14 protein-coding genes and 1 pseudogene are annotated in these 14,841 nt (G+C 66.5%); 4 read left to right on the forward strand and 11 right to left on the reverse strand.

Translation table 11 applies throughout. From position 1 onward, the window contains the following. Nucleotides 1–3: 3 nt before the first annotated feature. Both tal and tkt read right to left on the reverse strand, forming a co-directional pair. Nucleotides 4–1,134 carry a transaldolase gene (gene tal, locus AB0L58_RS02290; protein ID WP_364379574.1) on the reverse strand — a complete coding sequence of 377 codons (1,131 nt, stop codon included), beginning with the start codon at nt 1,132–1,134 and terminating at the stop codon, nt 4–6. A 6-nt stretch (nt 1,135–1,140) separates the two neighbouring features. Then, nucleotides 1,141–3,282 carry a transketolase gene (tkt, locus tag AB0L58_RS02295; protein WP_364379577.1) on the reverse strand — a complete coding sequence of 714 codons (2,142 nt, stop codon included), beginning with the start codon at nt 3,280–3,282 and terminating at the stop codon, nt 1,141–1,143. 385 nt (nt 3,283–3,667) lie between these two features. On the opposite strand from tkt, the gene AB0L58_RS02300 reads away from it, so the two are divergent. Beyond that, nucleotides 3,668–4,657, forward strand: a complete 990-nt coding sequence (locus AB0L58_RS02300) for a heme o synthase (protein ID WP_364379580.1) — start codon at nt 3,668–3,670, stop codon at nt 4,655–4,657. 1 nt (nt 4,658) lies between these two features. On the opposite strand, the gene AB0L58_RS02305 is transcribed toward AB0L58_RS02300, so the two are convergent. Together AB0L58_RS02305 and AB0L58_RS02310 are read right to left on the reverse strand one after the other, a co-directional pair. Then, nucleotides 4,659–6,080, reverse strand: a complete 1,422-nt coding sequence (locus AB0L58_RS02305) for an FAD-dependent monooxygenase (RefSeq protein WP_364379583.1) — start codon at nt 6,078–6,080, stop codon at nt 4,659–4,661. 51 nt (nt 6,081–6,131) lie between these two features. Continuing rightward, nucleotides 6,132–7,106 (reverse strand): zinc-binding alcohol dehydrogenase family protein, encoded by a 975-nt coding sequence (locus tag AB0L58_RS02310; protein ID WP_364379586.1) that lies wholly within the window; start codon nt 7,104–7,106, stop codon nt 6,132–6,134. A gap of 18 nt (nt 7,107–7,124) precedes the next feature. Between AB0L58_RS02310 and AB0L58_RS02315 the strand changes: the two genes are divergently transcribed. Continuing rightward, nucleotides 7,125–7,793 (forward strand): TetR/AcrR family transcriptional regulator, encoded by a 669-nt coding sequence (locus AB0L58_RS02315; RefSeq protein ID WP_364379589.1) that lies wholly within the window; start codon nt 7,125–7,127, stop codon nt 7,791–7,793. 126 nt (nt 7,794–7,919) lie between these two features. Here the strand turns inward: AB0L58_RS02315 and AB0L58_RS02320 are convergent, their stop codons facing one another. Continuing rightward, the gene (locus AB0L58_RS02320; RefSeq protein WP_364379591.1) at nt 7,920–8,885 is read right to left on the reverse strand and encodes a quinone oxidoreductase; all 966 of its coding nucleotides are present in this window, start codon (nt 8,883–8,885) and stop codon (nt 7,920–7,922) included. Between the two features lie 60 nt (nt 8,886–8,945). Here AB0L58_RS02320 and AB0L58_RS02325 point away from each other — a divergent pair, with 60 nt between their 5' ends. Next, complete coding sequence (locus AB0L58_RS02325; RefSeq protein WP_364379594.1) at nt 8,946–9,296, forward strand: hypothetical protein; 351 nt, start codon at nt 8,946–8,948, stop codon at nt 9,294–9,296. 59 nt (nt 9,297–9,355) lie between these two features. Here the strand turns inward: AB0L58_RS02325 and AB0L58_RS02330 are convergent, their stop codons facing one another. From AB0L58_RS02330 to AB0L58_RS02345, 4 genes are all read right to left on the reverse strand, one after another. Then, a complete protein-coding gene (locus AB0L58_RS02330) occupies nt 9,356–10,072 on the reverse strand; it encodes a respiratory nitrate reductase subunit gamma (RefSeq protein WP_364379597.1) in 717 nt (238 codons plus the stop codon). 103 nt (nt 10,073–10,175) lie between these two features. Beyond that, a complete protein-coding gene (locus AB0L58_RS02335) occupies nt 10,176–11,627 on the reverse strand; it encodes an SPFH domain-containing protein (RefSeq protein ID WP_364379600.1) in 1,452 nt (483 codons plus the stop codon). 9 nt (nt 11,628–11,636) lie between these two features. After that, the gene (locus AB0L58_RS02340; RefSeq protein ID WP_357472069.1) at nt 11,637–11,846 is read right to left on the reverse strand and encodes a hypothetical protein; all 210 of its coding nucleotides are present in this window, start codon (nt 11,844–11,846) and stop codon (nt 11,637–11,639) included. A 141-nt stretch (nt 11,847–11,987) separates the two neighbouring features. After that, nucleotides 11,988–12,680, reverse strand: a complete 693-nt coding sequence (locus AB0L58_RS02345) for a type 1 glutamine amidotransferase domain-containing protein (protein WP_364379604.1) — start codon at nt 12,678–12,680, stop codon at nt 11,988–11,990. 189 nt (nt 12,681–12,869) lie between these two features. Between AB0L58_RS02345 and AB0L58_RS02350 the strand changes: the two genes are divergently transcribed. Next, on the forward strand, nt 12,870–13,703 hold the full coding sequence (locus AB0L58_RS02350) for a hypothetical protein (RefSeq protein ID WP_364379607.1): 834 nt from the start codon (nt 12,870–12,872) through the stop codon (nt 13,701–13,703). Nucleotides 13,704–13,744: 41 nt separating this feature from the next. Here the strand turns inward: AB0L58_RS02350 and AB0L58_RS02355 are convergent, their stop codons facing one another. Both AB0L58_RS02355 and AB0L58_RS02360 read right to left on the reverse strand, forming a co-directional pair. Then, a complete protein-coding gene (locus tag AB0L58_RS02355) occupies nt 13,745–14,515 on the reverse strand; it encodes a 2-hydroxyacid dehydrogenase (RefSeq protein WP_364379610.1) in 771 nt (256 codons plus the stop codon). Next, nucleotides 14,508–14,742 (reverse strand): annotated as a pseudogene (locus AB0L58_RS02360) (prolyl aminopeptidase); the annotation flags it as partial. The pseudogene AB0L58_RS02360 and the gene AB0L58_RS02355, both read right to left, overlap by 8 nt. Between the last annotated feature and the right edge of the window lie 99 nt (nt 14,743–14,841).

Genomic DNA, 14,841 nt, shown 5'->3' on the forward strand with positions numbered 1-14,841 from the left:
GGGTCAGTTTTTCCGAGTCTTGGCCAGTTCGCCTGCCGTGGCGGAAAGCAGCTCCTCCCACGACTTCTCGAACTTCTCCACACCCTCGCGCTCGAGTACCTCGAATACGTCGTCGAGGTCGATGCCGACCGCGACGAGCTTGTCGAAGGCCTCCTGCGCGGCCGCGGCGGTACCGCTGACGGCGTCGCCACGGATCTCGCCGTGATCGGCGACCGCCTCGAGGGTCTTCTCCGGCAGTGTATTCACCGTATTCGGCGCGACCAGTTCGGTGACGTACAGCGTGTCCGAATACTCCGGATTCTTCACACCCGTCGAAGCCCACAGCGGCCGTTGCCGATTCGCGCCGGCGGCGGCCAGATGCGCGTAGGTCGAGGTGTGCGCACCACCGTCGAAAACATCCTGGTACTCGGCGTAGGCCAGGCGCGCGTTGGCGACACCGGCCTGTCCGCGCAGTGCGAGGGCCTCCGCCGTGCCGATCGCCTCGAGCCGCTTATCGATCTCGGTGTCCACGCGGGAGACGAAGAACGAAGCGACCGAATGGATCTTGGCCAGATCGTGGCTGGCGGCCTTGGCGCCGCGCAGACCGTCCAGATAGGCGCCCATCACCTCGCGGTAGCGCTTGACCGAGAAGATCAGGGTCACGTTGACGCTGATGCCCTCCGCGATCACCCGGGTGATCGCGGGCAGGCCCGCCTCGGTGGCCGGAATCTTGATGAACAGGTTGGGCCGGTCCACCGTCTTCCACAGGTCGATGGCCTGGGCGACCGTCTGATCGGCGTCGAAGGCCAGGCGCGGGTCGACCTCGATGGAGACCCGGCCGTCCACGCCATTGCTGGCCTCGTAGGCCCCGGCCAGCACATCGCAGGCCGCGCGCACATCGTCGGTGGTGATGGTGCGGATCGCGGAATCCACATCCGCGCCTTGGGCGGCAAGCTCTTTCACCTGGCCGTCGTAGGCGTGGCCCTGGCTCAGGGCGCCCTGGAAGATGGTCGGATTGGTGGTGACCCCGACGACGCTGCGGGTTTCGATGAGCTCGGCCAGGTTGCCGGACTGAATCCGGTCCCGCGACAGATCATCGAGCCACACCGAGACGCCCGCGGCCGAGAGGGCGGCGAGGTTTTCGTTCTGTGCCATGAGCTCTTATCCCTTCACGTTTTCCAGCGTGCGCTGCGCGGCAGCCACCACGGCTTCCGCGGTGATCCCGAACTCGCGGAACAAGGTCTTGAAGTCGGCCGAGGCACCGAAGTGCTCGATCGACACGATCTCGCCCGCATCACCGGTGAACCGGTACCACGGCATCGCGATACCGGCCTCGACGGCCACGCGAGCGGCGACCGCGGGCGGCAGCACCTCGTCCCGATATGCCTTGTCCTGCGCGTCGAACCACTCCACGCACGGCATCGAGACCACGCGGGTGCCGATGCCCTGCGCCTCCAGCGTAGTGCGCGCCGCGACCGCGAGCTGGAGCTCGGATCCGGTCGCGATCAGGATTACCTGCGGGGTGCCGGTGGACGCCTCGGCCAGCACATAGCCGCCCTTCTTGACGCCCTCGTAGCTGGTGCCCTCGACGATCGGCAGATCTTGGCGGGTCAGTGCGAGCGCGGACGGTCCGTCCTGGTGGGCGGGGTCGGAGACCGAGAAGTGTGAGGTGTGCTCGCTGCTGTCGCGCTCCAGGATGGTGCGCCAGGCGTAGGTGGTCTCGTTGGCGTCGCCGGGGCGAACCACGTTCAGACCCGGAATCGCGCGCAGTGCGGCCAGATGTTCGATCGGCTGATGCGTCGGGCCGTCCTCACCGAGGCCGATGGAGTCGTGCGTCCACACGTAGATCGCGGGCACCCGCATCAAGGCGGCCAGGCGCACAGCCGGACGCATGTAATCGGAGAAGACCAGGAAGGTGCCGCCATACGGACGGGTCGGGCCGTGCAGGGCAATGCCGTTGAGGATCGCGCCCATGGCGTGCTCACGCACACCGAAGTGCAGGGTGCGGCCATACGGGTTGGCCTTCCACATGCCGGTCGAAATCGATTCCGGTCCGAAGCTCGGCGCGTCGGGCATGGTGGTGTTGTTGGATTCGGCGAGGTCGGCCGAACCGCCCCACAGCTCCGGCAGCACCGGTGCCAGCGCGGCGAGCGCCTTGCCGGACGCCTTGCGAGTGGCCATCCCCTTCGGATCCGCCTCGTAGGTAGGCAGATTCGCGGCCCAGCCCGCGGGCAGCTCACGCTTGGCGAGCCGATCGAACAGCGCCTTGTGCCGCGGGTTTGCGGCGGCCCACGCGTCGAACCGCTGCTGCCATGCCGCATGCGCCTGCCGACCGCGCTCGACCACCTTGCGGGTGTGCGCGATGACATCGTCGTCGACCTGGAAGTTCTTTTCCGGGTCGAAGCCGAGGATCTTCTTGGTGGCGGCCACTTCGTCGGCACCGAGTGCGGCACCGTGCGCGGCGCCCGTGTTCATCTTGTTGGGGGCCGGGTAGCCGATGATGGTGCGCAGCACGATGATCGAGGGCTTGCCGGTCTCCGCCTTGGCTGCGGCCAGCGCCGCCTCGATGGCGACGACATCCTCGCCACCCTCGACCACCTGCACATGCCAGCCGTACGCCGCGTACCGCTCGGCGACATCCTCGGTGAAGGCGATGGTGGTGTCGTCCTCGATGGAGATCTTGTTGTCGTCGTAGATCACGACCAGGTTGCCCAGCTGCTGGGTGCCCGCGAGCGAGGAGGCCTCGGAGGTGACGCCTTCCTCCATATCGCCGTCGGAGGCGATGACGTAGATGAAGTGGTCGAACGGGCTGGTGCCCGGTGCGGCGTCCGGGTCGAACAGACCGCGCTCGCGCCGCGCCGCCATCGCCATACCGACCGCGGCGGCCAGACCCTGGCCCAGCGGGCCGGTGGTGATCTCGACGCCGTCGGTGTGGCGGAATTCGGGGTGGCCGGGGGTGAGCGAGCCCCACTTGCGCAGGTGCTCGAGATCGTTCAGCTCCAGACCGTATCCGGCCAGGTAGAGCTGGATGTACTGGGTGATGCTGGAGTGACCGCAGGACAGCACGAACCGGTCCCGGCCGACCCAGCTCGGATCACTCGGGTCCAGGCGCATGGTGCGCTGATAGAGCGTGTAGGCCAGCGGTGCGAGGCTCATCGCGGTGCCGGGGTGCCCGTTCCCGGCGTTCTGGACCGAATCGGCGGCTAGAACCCGAACGGTGTCGACGGCCTTGGTGTCCAGATCCGTCCAGTCGTCCGGGTGGTTCGGCTGAGTGAGGGCGCGGATGTCGTCTGTGACTGACACGACCGAGATTCTCCTGACATTGTTTTCGTCGACGGTGGCGGAGGGGTGCACGCACGGCAGCGGTGGAATGCGAACCGGGTTTACCCCAACCACCCTAGATGTGCCCGATGACCGGCATGTGAGGAACCCGGCTTACTCCGCCGACGTGTCGGATTTCGTTTCCCGGCACAGACCATCGGGTTACCGATTCGAGGCCGGGTACCGACCGGTCGTGGGAATGTTGCCGAATCGCTCCGACCGCATGCCGGAGCGAGGGGCTATGCAAAGAAGGCTGTGCGGCTGGGTCTACCATCGTGTGTAGTAGTTGCCGCCTCGCACCAGCTCGAGCAGGGGAGGGCGGTGGTGGTTCATGCCGGATGCGATGCACAGCGTGCGAGGAGAGACAGTGCGGATTGGGCAACAGCCGGGTGGCAATGGCGCACACGGCTCCTCCGCGACGGCGCTGGCCGACCGGTTGACCGGCGATGGCCTGCTGTCCCGACTACTGCGGCGACCGCTCGCCTATGTTGCGTTGACCAAGCCGCGCGTCATCGAGTTGCTGCTGGTCGCGACCATCCCGACAATGCTGCTGGCCGATCGCGGCCATGTCGATATCCGCCTGATCCTGGCCACGCTGTTCGGCGGTTGGATGGGTGCCGCGAGCGCCAACACGCTCAACTGTGTCGCCGACGCCGATATCGACAAGGTGATGAAGCGGACCGCGAAGCGGCCGCTGGCCAGGGACGCCGTGCCGACCTCGCACGCCTTCGTCTTCGGCGTGACGCTCGGCATCGGCTCGTTCGCCTGGCTGTGGTGGCAGGCGAATCTGCTCAGTGGCCTGCTGGTCGTCGCGACCATCCTGTTCTACGTCTTCGTGTACACCCTCGGCCTCAAGCGCCGCACCTCGCAGAATGTGGTGTGGGGCGGCGCGGCCGGATGTATGCCCGCGCTTGTCGGCTGGTCGGCGGTGACCGGAAATATCGGCTGGCCCGCGATCGCGCTGTTCGGTGTCATCTTCTTCTGGACGCCACCGCACACCTGGGCGTTGGCCATGCGCTACAAGGAGGACTACCGCGCGGCCGGAGTGCCGATGCTGCCGGTCGTGGCCACCGAGCAGGCCGTCACCAAGCAGATCGTCATCTACACCTGGCTCACCGTGCTCACCACCCTCGCGCTGGTCCCCGCGACCGGTGTGGTTTACGCCGCCGTGGCGCTGGTGGCCGGAGCGTGGTTCCTGCTCATGGCGCATCAGCTGTACTCCGGTGTGCGGCGCGGTGAATCGGTGAAGCCGCTGCGACTGTTCCTGCAGTCCAACAACTATCTGGCCGTGGTGTTCTGTGGTCTGGCGGTGGATTCGGTGCTCGGGTGGGACACGATCGGCAGCTTCTTCGGCTAGGTCAGCCGATATATCCGTCGGGTCGGACTCGTACGGTGGTTCCGTCGACCGCGTCGTAGGCGGTGAATGCGTGACCGTCGACATCCACGACGTACTCTCCAGTCGCCTGGTCGCCCGCGCGGATCACCGTGTACCGCTGGACACCGGGTTCGGGTGTCGCCTCGGTTTCGCCGAACGACAGCAGCGTCGTGTGCGGCCCACGGAACAGGTCGAACAGTCGAATCGGCCGCCCCTGGCCATCCTTGACCGGTGCGTCGGGCGCGCGATCGCCGGCGACAAGCACGCCGTCGTCGGCGGGATCGCGGTAGCTGATATCCAGTTGACGGGTCTGCTCGCCGCGCTGCATGGCGTCCTCCGCGCCGTCGACGAGCTTGTCCAACAGTTCGGTGCTGATGCCGAGCACCCGCGCCGCCACCGTGCGGCGCTCGGATTCGTAACTGTCCAACAGTGATTCCTCGCCCGCGACGGCGGCCGCGAGCTTCCAGCCGAGGTTGTAGGCGTCCTGGATACCGGTGTTCATGCCCTGTCCGCCGGTGGGCGGATGGACATGCGCGGCATCGCCCGCGAGGAATACCCGTCCCTCCCGGAACCGCTGCGCCAGACGGATATTCGGCCGCCATACCGTCGCCCAGGTGAGATCGGTGAGGACGATTCCCAGATTTCCGGCATAGCGGTCGACGTACTCCTGCAGCACCTCGAGGGTGGGCTCGGCGTCGGTGTCCAATGGTGCGCCGAACTGGAACTGGCTGCCACCGGGCAACGGGGACAACATGATTCCCTCCATCGGGTGCCCGGCCGCGGCGAACCAGTAGCCGTAATCGTGATCGAGTGCGTCGGCACCGACATCGCCGAGCAACATCCGGATCGAATCGTCGGTGGTGCCTTCGAACGGAATGCCGAGCGCTTTGCGGACGGTACTCTTGCCGCCGTCCGCGCCGACCAGATACGCGACCCGCAGCGTCTCGACGACACCGTCGTGCGCCAACTCGACGCTGACGCCTGTCTCGTCCTGTTCGAAACCGACCAGCGCCGTGGCGAGTTCGACCAACACACCGAATTCCGCGAGCCGGTCCCGCAGGATGGCCTCGGTCCGCGATTGTCCGAGCACCCAGAGGTTGGGGTAGGGGACCGTGGGTGTCGGCTCGACCGGTTCGGCCATCCGATGTTCGCCCGCGAATTCATTGCCGGAGTACGCGCGGATTACCGGTGACGGTGATCCGGCTCGGCGAACCGCATCCAGCACGCCGAGGTCGTCGAAGACTTCGAGTGTGCGTGGCTGGATACCGTCGCCGCGCGATCCGGCGAAGAATTCGGTGGCCCGGTCGATAATGCGCACCGGAATATTGCGGCGGGCCAGGTCGATGGCGAGAGTGAGGCCGGTGGGACCGGCACCTGCGATGAGTACTTGCGTGTGGACGTGCACGATGTCTCCGTACTGAATTGCGTCGGTGGGTTGCGGCTTGTCGTCGATGGATCAGTCCGGGATCACGACCACCCGGGCGGCGCAGAATTGCGCTGCGGCCCACGCGTCTTCGATCTTCGACAGCGCGAACTCCTGCACGGTGGTATCCAACCGGCCGTCGGCGATCAGCTGCATGTATTCGGGAATGGCGGCCAGGATCGACTGCACCGACGCGGATCCGGCCCCGCTACCGGAGATCGTGATGCGGCGGCTGCGCAACAGGGCGGCCGGGATGGCCGCTTCGGTACCTGCCATTGCGCCGATCTGGATGTAGGCGATATCCGCATCGTCCTCGGTCATGCCTCGGCGTCCGAGGGCCGCGAAGGCGGCCTCGGCCGGTGCGCCCCACACATAGTCGAGCACCAGGCTGGGCGCCTCCGTGCCGATCGCTTCGGTCAGCGCTGTGGCGGTGGCGTCTTTGTCGTCCTGGAGCGCGACCGTGGTCGCGCCGTATCCCGCGGCTCGCTCGAGTGCCGACGGATTGCGTCCGGCGGCGATCACCCGGTCCGCGCCGAGTGCGAAGGCGTTCTGCACGGCCAGCAGGCCCGCGGCCCCGGTGGCGCCGAGGATCAGGACGGTGCCCAGCTGCTGGGCGGGCAGTGCGTCGCGGCGTTCGCGCAGGACCAGCCACGAGGACAACCCTGGATTGAGGCCACCGGCGATACGCGCGGGATCGGCGCCGGTCGGGAGCGGAATCCGCATCCGCGTGGGTACCGCCATGCGTTCGGCCAACGTGCCGTAAGGGGCCTGCAGGAAGCCGGTGTAGACGAGTGCGCCGTCGGCGGTGCGGGCCACCGCATCGAGGCCCGGGATCAGTGGATAGGCGTCGGTGCTGCCGTAGTGCTTACTGGCCGCGAGCGATCGAACGATCGGATGGATGCCCGCCGCCACCAGTTCGACCAGTTCCCGGCCCTCGGTCACCTGAGGCTCGTCGAAGTCGGCGTATACCGGACCCTCGCCGGCGCCGCGCAGGACTGCTGCTTTCATGGTCCTCACCAATCTGAATTGAAATTCACTGAATTTAAATTCAGTATGGGGTTGATAGGTTTTCGTGTCAAGGAGGTGGTGCGAGTGACGTCGAGTCGCCGGGAGAAGTCCGCAGAGACCGAACAGGCACTGAAGGATGCGGCGCGGCGGGTGTTCGCCGAACGCGGCTACTTGAACACCAAGATCACCGACATCACCGCCGCGGCGGGGCGTGCGGCCGGATCGTTCTACAACCACTTCGCGAGCAAGGAGGAGTTGCTTCAGGCGCTACTGAACGATCTCGCGAGCGCCGGGGACGAGCGCGCGGAGCAGCCCGAACACAAGTCCGATTTCAGTGATCCGGAGGCGGTGCGGTTTCACATCGCCGCGTATTGGACCTTCGCGCGGGAACATGCGCCGGTACTGCGCGCGATGACTCAGGCGGCGATTGTCAGCGAGGATTTCGCCCGCGTGCTCGGACAGTTCGGGGTCGAACAGCGTGCGGATATCGCCGATCATCTGGATGGCCTGGCCGACAAGGGATTACGGCTGCCGGGCAGCATCGATGCCAGCTTGGCGATGATGTTCCAGGTTGCCCAGGGTATGTTGACGGCGGTCGACGACGGTACCGTCGTGCTGTCCGATGAACAGGCGATCGAAGGGTTGACGCGGTTCATCTACCGCGGCCTGACCGGACAGGACTACTGATCCGGCAACGCTGCGATATGCGAATCGGGCTGCCGGGCAGCGGAACCGGCGTCGGGGCGAATTGAGCTGCCGAGCAAGGGATTCCAGACCCGACGGCCGCGCCGGTGCGCGACCGTCGGCGCGGGCCTACGGCAGCAGGACGATCGAGCCGGTGGTCTTGCGGCCCTCGAGATCGCGGTGCGCCTGCTCGGCCTCGGCCAGCGGATAGGTGGCACCGATCCGCACGTGCAGCGTGCCGTTGGCGATCGCGGTGAGGATATCGGTTGCGCGCCAGAGCAATTCGGCGCGGTCACGGGTGTAATGAGCCAGTGTGGGACGGGTGACGAACAGTGAACCGGCCGGGCCGAGGCGCTGCAGATCGAAGGGCGGTACCGGGCCGCTGGCCGCACCGAAGAGGGCCAGCGTGCCGCGCACCCGCAAAGCCGCCAGGCTGGCCTCGAAGGTGGCCGCGCCGACACCGTCGTATACGGCGGCGACGCCGACGCCGACGGTGCGTGCGCGAACCTGCTCGGCGAGATCATCGGTGTAGCGCAGCACCTCGGTTGCGCCCGCCTCGCGCGACAGCTTCTCCTTCGCGTCCGAGGAAACCGTGGTGATCACCCGCACGCCGCGCGCAACGGCGAGTTGAGTGAGCAACAGGCCGACACCACCGGCGCCCGCGTGCACCAGCACGGTCTCGCCGGGTTCGGGCTTGTAGATCGATTCGATCAAGTAGTGCGCCGTCATACCCTGTAGCAGCGCCGACGCTGCAACCGATGCGTCGACACCGTCGGGCACCTTGACCGCGACCGCGGCCGGTACCGCGACCCGCTGGGCATAGCTGCCGGGGGCGGCTGCCCAGGCGACCCGGTCGCCGACGGCGAATTCGGTCGCATTCGCGCCGACCTCGGCCACCACGCCGGTGCCCTCGGCGCCGGGAACGTAGGGGACTGCCTGCGGATAACGGCCGGTGCGGACATAGGTGTCGATGAAGTTGATGCCGATCGCCTCGGTGTCGACGAGCAGCTGATCCGGACCGATCTGCGGATCCGGCACCTCGACGTAGTTCAGGACTTCGGGACCACCGTGCTCGGAAACCTGAATAGCGCGCATGAGATCTGTTCTACACCCACGGGGCTGGACCCGAACGTACCGGTCAGTAAACTAGCCGCCATGAGTGCTCAAGCCGCCACCGCCCCAGTGCAGCTGTCGGGTTCCCTAGTGGATTCGGTCAAGGGATTCGTCGCCGAGCACGGCGGCTCCGCCACTGCCGTGCTGCAGCCGATCGGCCGCGCGGGCGTCCGCGTCACCCTGGTCGGCTCCGACGGTGTCCTCGGTGACCGGGTGGTCGACGATCTGGCGACCGCCAAGGAATTGGTCGAGACCATCGATGGCCTCACCGAGGCCGATGAATGGGACCGCGAGCTGATTTCGGTGGTCACCCCGCGGAAGGGACACTGGGCCAAGATGGCCGGATGGGTTGCCCGCCAGACCCGTTTTCCCAAGGCGCGCAACGAGAACTGAGCCGTTCGGCCCCTGTGGGGGCGGCCCCACACCCCCCCGTGCTGCTGGGCTGCCTCCGGTCAGGCTCCGGTGGTCGCGCCGTCGACTCCGCGAGATTCGCGTGGGACGCCGCGCAGGACCAGCCGCACGACCGGGCCCGCGAAGATGCCCGCGAGTCGGGTGAAGGGCCAGATGCCGAGAACCAGCAGCAGGATCAATCCGCGTGCCTGGTAGATGAGCGGGGCATGCTGCATGGCCTCGGGGTGCGGATCGATGGTGCACAGCGAGCGGAACCAGGCGAAAAGCGTATCCCCGGTTCGATATTCGCGTCCCACCGTGAGCGGGTCGAATTCGATGATCACGCCGGACAGCAGCGCGGCCGTCATGGCGGGGAAGGTGATGCGGTCGAGTGGGGTGATCACCGGACGCGACGGACCGGCGATCAGTTCGGGTAGGAACAGCAACACCGCCCCGATCGTGGCCGCCGCGACCCCGCCGACCTGCACGATCGTGGTGACCACGTGCAGTACACCGGAGGGGCGGGCCTGAGGTTCGGCGGTGATCACTTGGATGAGGCGGGTGAGGACGACGAGGCACACCCCGGCCCGAAATGCCATCGATCCGATCCGCTGGCCGCGGTCCATCTCCGGATAGCGGGTATAGCTGCGGAAACCGTCGCGCCGGTAGCGCCACACGTGACCGAGCACGAACGACATGAACGCGCCATACGGCAGCGCGATCCACAACAGCGATGTCAACGCGAGTTCGCTTTCCTTGCCGACGATCCGACGTATCACGTTCGCAGAGACACCGAATATCGAACAAGGGACCAACGGCCCTTACCGAAGGGTACTTCGGGTAGCGGCGGCGAGCTGTCGGAGTTCGCCGCCGACCCGCGGCCTACTTCTGGAGTTCGACCTCGCCGTTCTGGTGCCCGTTCGCACTGGGATTCATTGCGGGCAACAGGGATTCGCGCGCAATCGAGGTGAGCGCACCCGCCTGCTGAATGATCTCGGCCAAGGCCGACGTGACACCCTGTGCGCCGTTCAACACCGTGAACTGATCGACGTGCTCGAACGGTGCCGCCGCCGCGGCCACGATCTGCGGGAGCTTCTCGGCGATCTGCTGTGCGATGACGGCCTCCTGGTTCTGGCTCATCGCCTCGGCCCGCTGTTGGATACCTGCGGCCTCGGCGGCCATATGCGCGCGCACGGCATCGGCCTCGGCCAGGCCCCTGGCCTTGATGGCATCGGCCTCGGCCTGACCGGTGAGCCGGGTGGCCTCGGCCTGGGCGGCGGCGCGCAGTTTGATCGCCTCGGCCTCGGCGAGTGCTTGCATCTTCGTCTGTGCCGCAGCGGCTTCCGCGCGCAGCCGCGTCTCTTGGGCATCGGCCTCGGCCTGGCTGATCCGCGCGTCGCGGCCCGCGGTGGCCAGAGTGGTCTGGCGATAGGCCTCGGCATCCGCCGGTTTGCGGATCTCGACCTGCAGTTGCTGTTCCTTCTGCTGCGCTTCCAGTTGTGCAACGCGCGTTGCCATTTCGACTACGGCCTGGCGGGCCTTGGCATCGGCGAGCGGACCCTGCTGGGCGGCTTCCTGACTCGCGCTGTCCACCTCGGCCTGGTATCCGGCCTTCTTGATCTGGGTGTCGCGCATCGCGAGTGCGATCTGTGCCTGCGCGGCCTGCTCCTGCTCGATGGCTTCGCGCTCGGCATTGGCGCGGGCGATGCGGGCCTGCTGCTCGACCGCCGCCTGATGCGGAATCGCGAGATTGGCAATGTAATTCGAGCCGCTGGCAATGGACTGGATCTGGAAGCTGTCGATCACGAGTCCGAAGGATTCCATCTCCTGGGAGCATCGGTCGCGGACCTGCTCGGAGAATTGGTCCTGGTCGCTGATCATATCCTCGACGGTCATCGAACCCGCGATCGCGCGCAGATGACCCACGAAGACGTTCTGCACCTTGGTTTCCAACTCCTCGGCCGGGCGATCCAGGAACCGGCGGGCCGCATTCGCGATGGACCGGTAGTCGTCACCGACCTTGTAGACCACCACACCGGCCAGCTGCAGACTGATCTTCTGCTGGCTGACACAGGGAACGGTGATCTGACTTTCGTGCGCCTCCAACGAGATTCGGCGCACCTTGGTCAAACCGGGGGCGACCAGACTGCCGCGTCCGGTGACGATCCGGAAGCCCATGCTCTCGCCGAAGGTCTGTCCTTCACCCGCACGGAATCCGGAGATGATCAGTGCTTCATCGGGTTCGGCGACCCGCCAGGACAACCGGAAGAGCACGGCGGCCAGGAACAGCACGACAACGGCGATGCCGACGACGACCAGTATCAGGACGTCCATGATGAACCTTCATTTCAGGGGAGTGACTTCAACCGTGCGCCCACCCAGGCTCCCGACCACGAGTACCTGGGCATGCCTCGGAATGGTTGTCGCCCCATCGGCAGGGCGCGCGAGAAATCGCTCGGTGCCCGCCCGCACCTCGATCAGAACTTCGCCGAGATGGTCCGGCTTGATCGTCGCGGTGACGCGGGCGATCTTGCCGATCACGTCTGTCGCCACCGACACCTCCCTGCCGCGGTTCGACCACTCCACGGTAGACCTCGCGAATTCCGAGAGCCGTTGGCGCAAGCGATCTTTACGTTTCCCTTATGCCCTCTTGTCTCCTGCCCTTGACATAGCGACGATGGCGGGCCGGAGGAATCAGTCCAGCGCTTTGACAATCTCCGCGGCCAACGGTGCGGACGAGGCGGGATTCTGGCCGGTGAAGAGATTGCGATCGACCTCGATATGCGGGGCCCACGGCTCACCCTCGCGGAAATCGACGCCGAGCTCGACCAGCCGATCCTGCAGCAGCCACTTGGCCTTGTCGGCGAATCCGGCCTGTGCCTCTTCGGCATTGGTGAATGCGGTGACTCGGAAGCCGACGAACGGGGAATCGCCATCGATGGCGGTCGCGAGCAGTGCGGCGGGCGCGTGGCAGACGATGCCGAGCGGTTTGCCCGAGGTCAGTGCGGCATTGAGCAGGGCGCCGGAGTCGGCATTCACCGACAGATCTTCCATCGGTCCGTGTCCGCCCGGGTAGTAGACGGCGTCGTAGTCGCCCAGGTCGACATCCTCGAGCCGGACCGGGCTGCGCAGCTCCGCCGCGTCGGCGAGGGTCCGGGCGATCTCCGCGGCACCGTCCGCGCCACCGTTCGCCTCGGGCGCGAGACTGCCCTGGTCGACCGTCGGCACCACACCGCCGGGAGTGGCCACCACGATCTCGTGACCCGCCGTCTTGATCGCGCGATACGGCGCCACCATCTCTTCGGCCCAGTAGCCGGTCGGATGTTCGGTGCCATCGGCGAGCGTCCAGTAGTCGACGCCGGTCATGACGAACAAAACCTTCGACATCGTATGCCTCCTGATCGGGAATGGGTCGACGCTCCGACGGTGGATATCCAGAGTGTCGGTTCGTCGCTATGTCGAGGTTAGGCACCCATTCATCGAGGCACCAATAGGATCACCGATAAGAGACATCGGAATAATGATGGGTCTGCGGTTTCGGGTGCGGACGACCTCCGGATCGTAGAGTAGGAGACGATGAACGCGGATAGGGCGAGCGAGCTGGCGGCTCGGCGGGTCGGTGCCGCGCATGCCGACGCGCACCGGCGCGTGGCGCTGGCCGAGAGCTGCTATCCACCCGCGCTGCGCGGCTACGGCCGCGCCGAAATCGCCTTCCTACGTTGGGAACTCGCGCGCGGCGTGCTCGATCCGGAGACCGGCAGCCCATGGTGGCGCGCCATCAACGACCGTCTGCTGCACGACAAACTCGAGGCCGCACTGCTGCATCAGTCCGGTATCCGCGACGCGTCGACACCGGGTGCCCGGCTATGGCTCGAATTCCTCATCGCACCTTCTCCCGCGGCGTGGTACCGGGCGCATAACCGCAGCATCGTCTCCGGCTATTTGGCGCATCAGGAGTTGGCCGAGGCCGAACTGCCCGCCGAGCGACTGATGATCAATGTGACGCTGATGCGGGTGCTGTTCACCCATGCGCTGGTGGCGCGGCCGACGCTGGCGCTGGGCCGGTTCGGGCGTCTCGGCGGCTGGTCGGCCGATCCACGGCGCAGCTCGGTTCGCCTGTTCCTCGACCTGCGCAATGTATTTCCCGAGGTGTATCCACTGACGGAATTATCGGTCGAGGCGGTGCTCGCGCTGGAGGGCCGCGTCGCACGAGCGCTCGACTATGGACTGATCGTCCCCAAGCTGGAGCAGGTGTATGCCTTCGCCGCGGAACATCTGGACGAGCCGATGATCGTCGGCCTCGTCGAGAACGGCGACCCGTGCTACGCGGGATTGCGCATCCAGCGTGTGCGGCTGGCATCGGATGTGCTGATCAGGACGCTCGCGCGGGTGACTCGGCCGCGGCTGTGATCTGTCCGTCGACCAAGCGGCGTCGATGGTGTGCCAGGCCGTCAGTAATCGCCGCGCACAAGGTTTTTCGGAGGTTGCCCAGCCGCGTATCGAGTGATTTCCGCGGCGACTACGGCGTAGGCACGGTCGAGACTGCCTCGGCTACTGCCTGCGACGTGCGGCGTGAGCACTAGACCGGGCGTTGCCCACAGGGGGTGATCGGATGGCAGTGGCTCGGGGTCGGTGAGGTCCAAGGCGGCACGAAGCCGCCCTGAGTCGAGTTCAGCGAGCAGTGCTTCGGTCTGGACGATGGGACCCCGCGCGACGTTCACCAATATCGCGCCATCTGCCATCGCGGCGAGGAATTGCGCGTCGACCATGCCGATGGTCTGCTCGGTCACCGGAACCATCAGTACGACGGCGTCGTAGTCGCCGAGCAGTTCCGGCAATTCGTCGACGCCGTGCACCCCGTCTCTGGCCGTCGTGCCGACCAGCGTCAAGGTCGCATCGAAAGCCTCCAGCCTGCGGCGCAATTCGATACCGAGATCACCCGCGCCGATGCCGAGAATTCGCTTGCCAGCCAGGGTGTCGGTCTGGTGGTACTGCCAATGGCGGCGCAGTCGGGCGTCGGCGAACTCGAACAGGTCGCGATAGATCGTCAGCAGGGCCGCGACAACCCATTCCGCGGAACTGCCGCCATGCGCGCCGCGGGCATTCGACAGCATTACCCCGCCGGGCAGCCGACCGATCCATCGTTCGGTCCCGGCCGTGAGCATCTGCACCAGCCGCAACTTCGGCAGTCCGGCCAGATCGATCGATTCGGGACCGGTCATCGAACAATACGATCCGATACACGCTGGGGTCGAACAACTTTCGCGATCCGCGTCGCCCACCGCCACCGGGCCCACCGTGCACCACGAGCGCGGGTATGCCTTTCGGGTTCCCCGCTGGTCTCCCAATAGATCTGGTTTCCATCGCCCACGTCGAGAAGTCCGTGCGCATACGGCTCGATTTCTGGAAAGAGCTGGGCCGCTCGGGCGCCCGCCCCTGCTGGATTCATCGCCGCTGCGGTAACCGACCCGGCTGTGCTCACTAGGGCTCCTGTCGACGTCGACGGCTTCGCCACTCCGGAAGCCGTCGGCAATCTGTGGCTCAACGC

Origin of the sequence: Nocardia sp. NPDC052112 (genome assembly GCF_040680135.1) — a bacterium.
In the GTDB taxonomy this organism is placed as follows: Bacteria; Actinomycetota; Actinomycetes; order Mycobacteriales; family Mycobacteriaceae; genus Nocardia.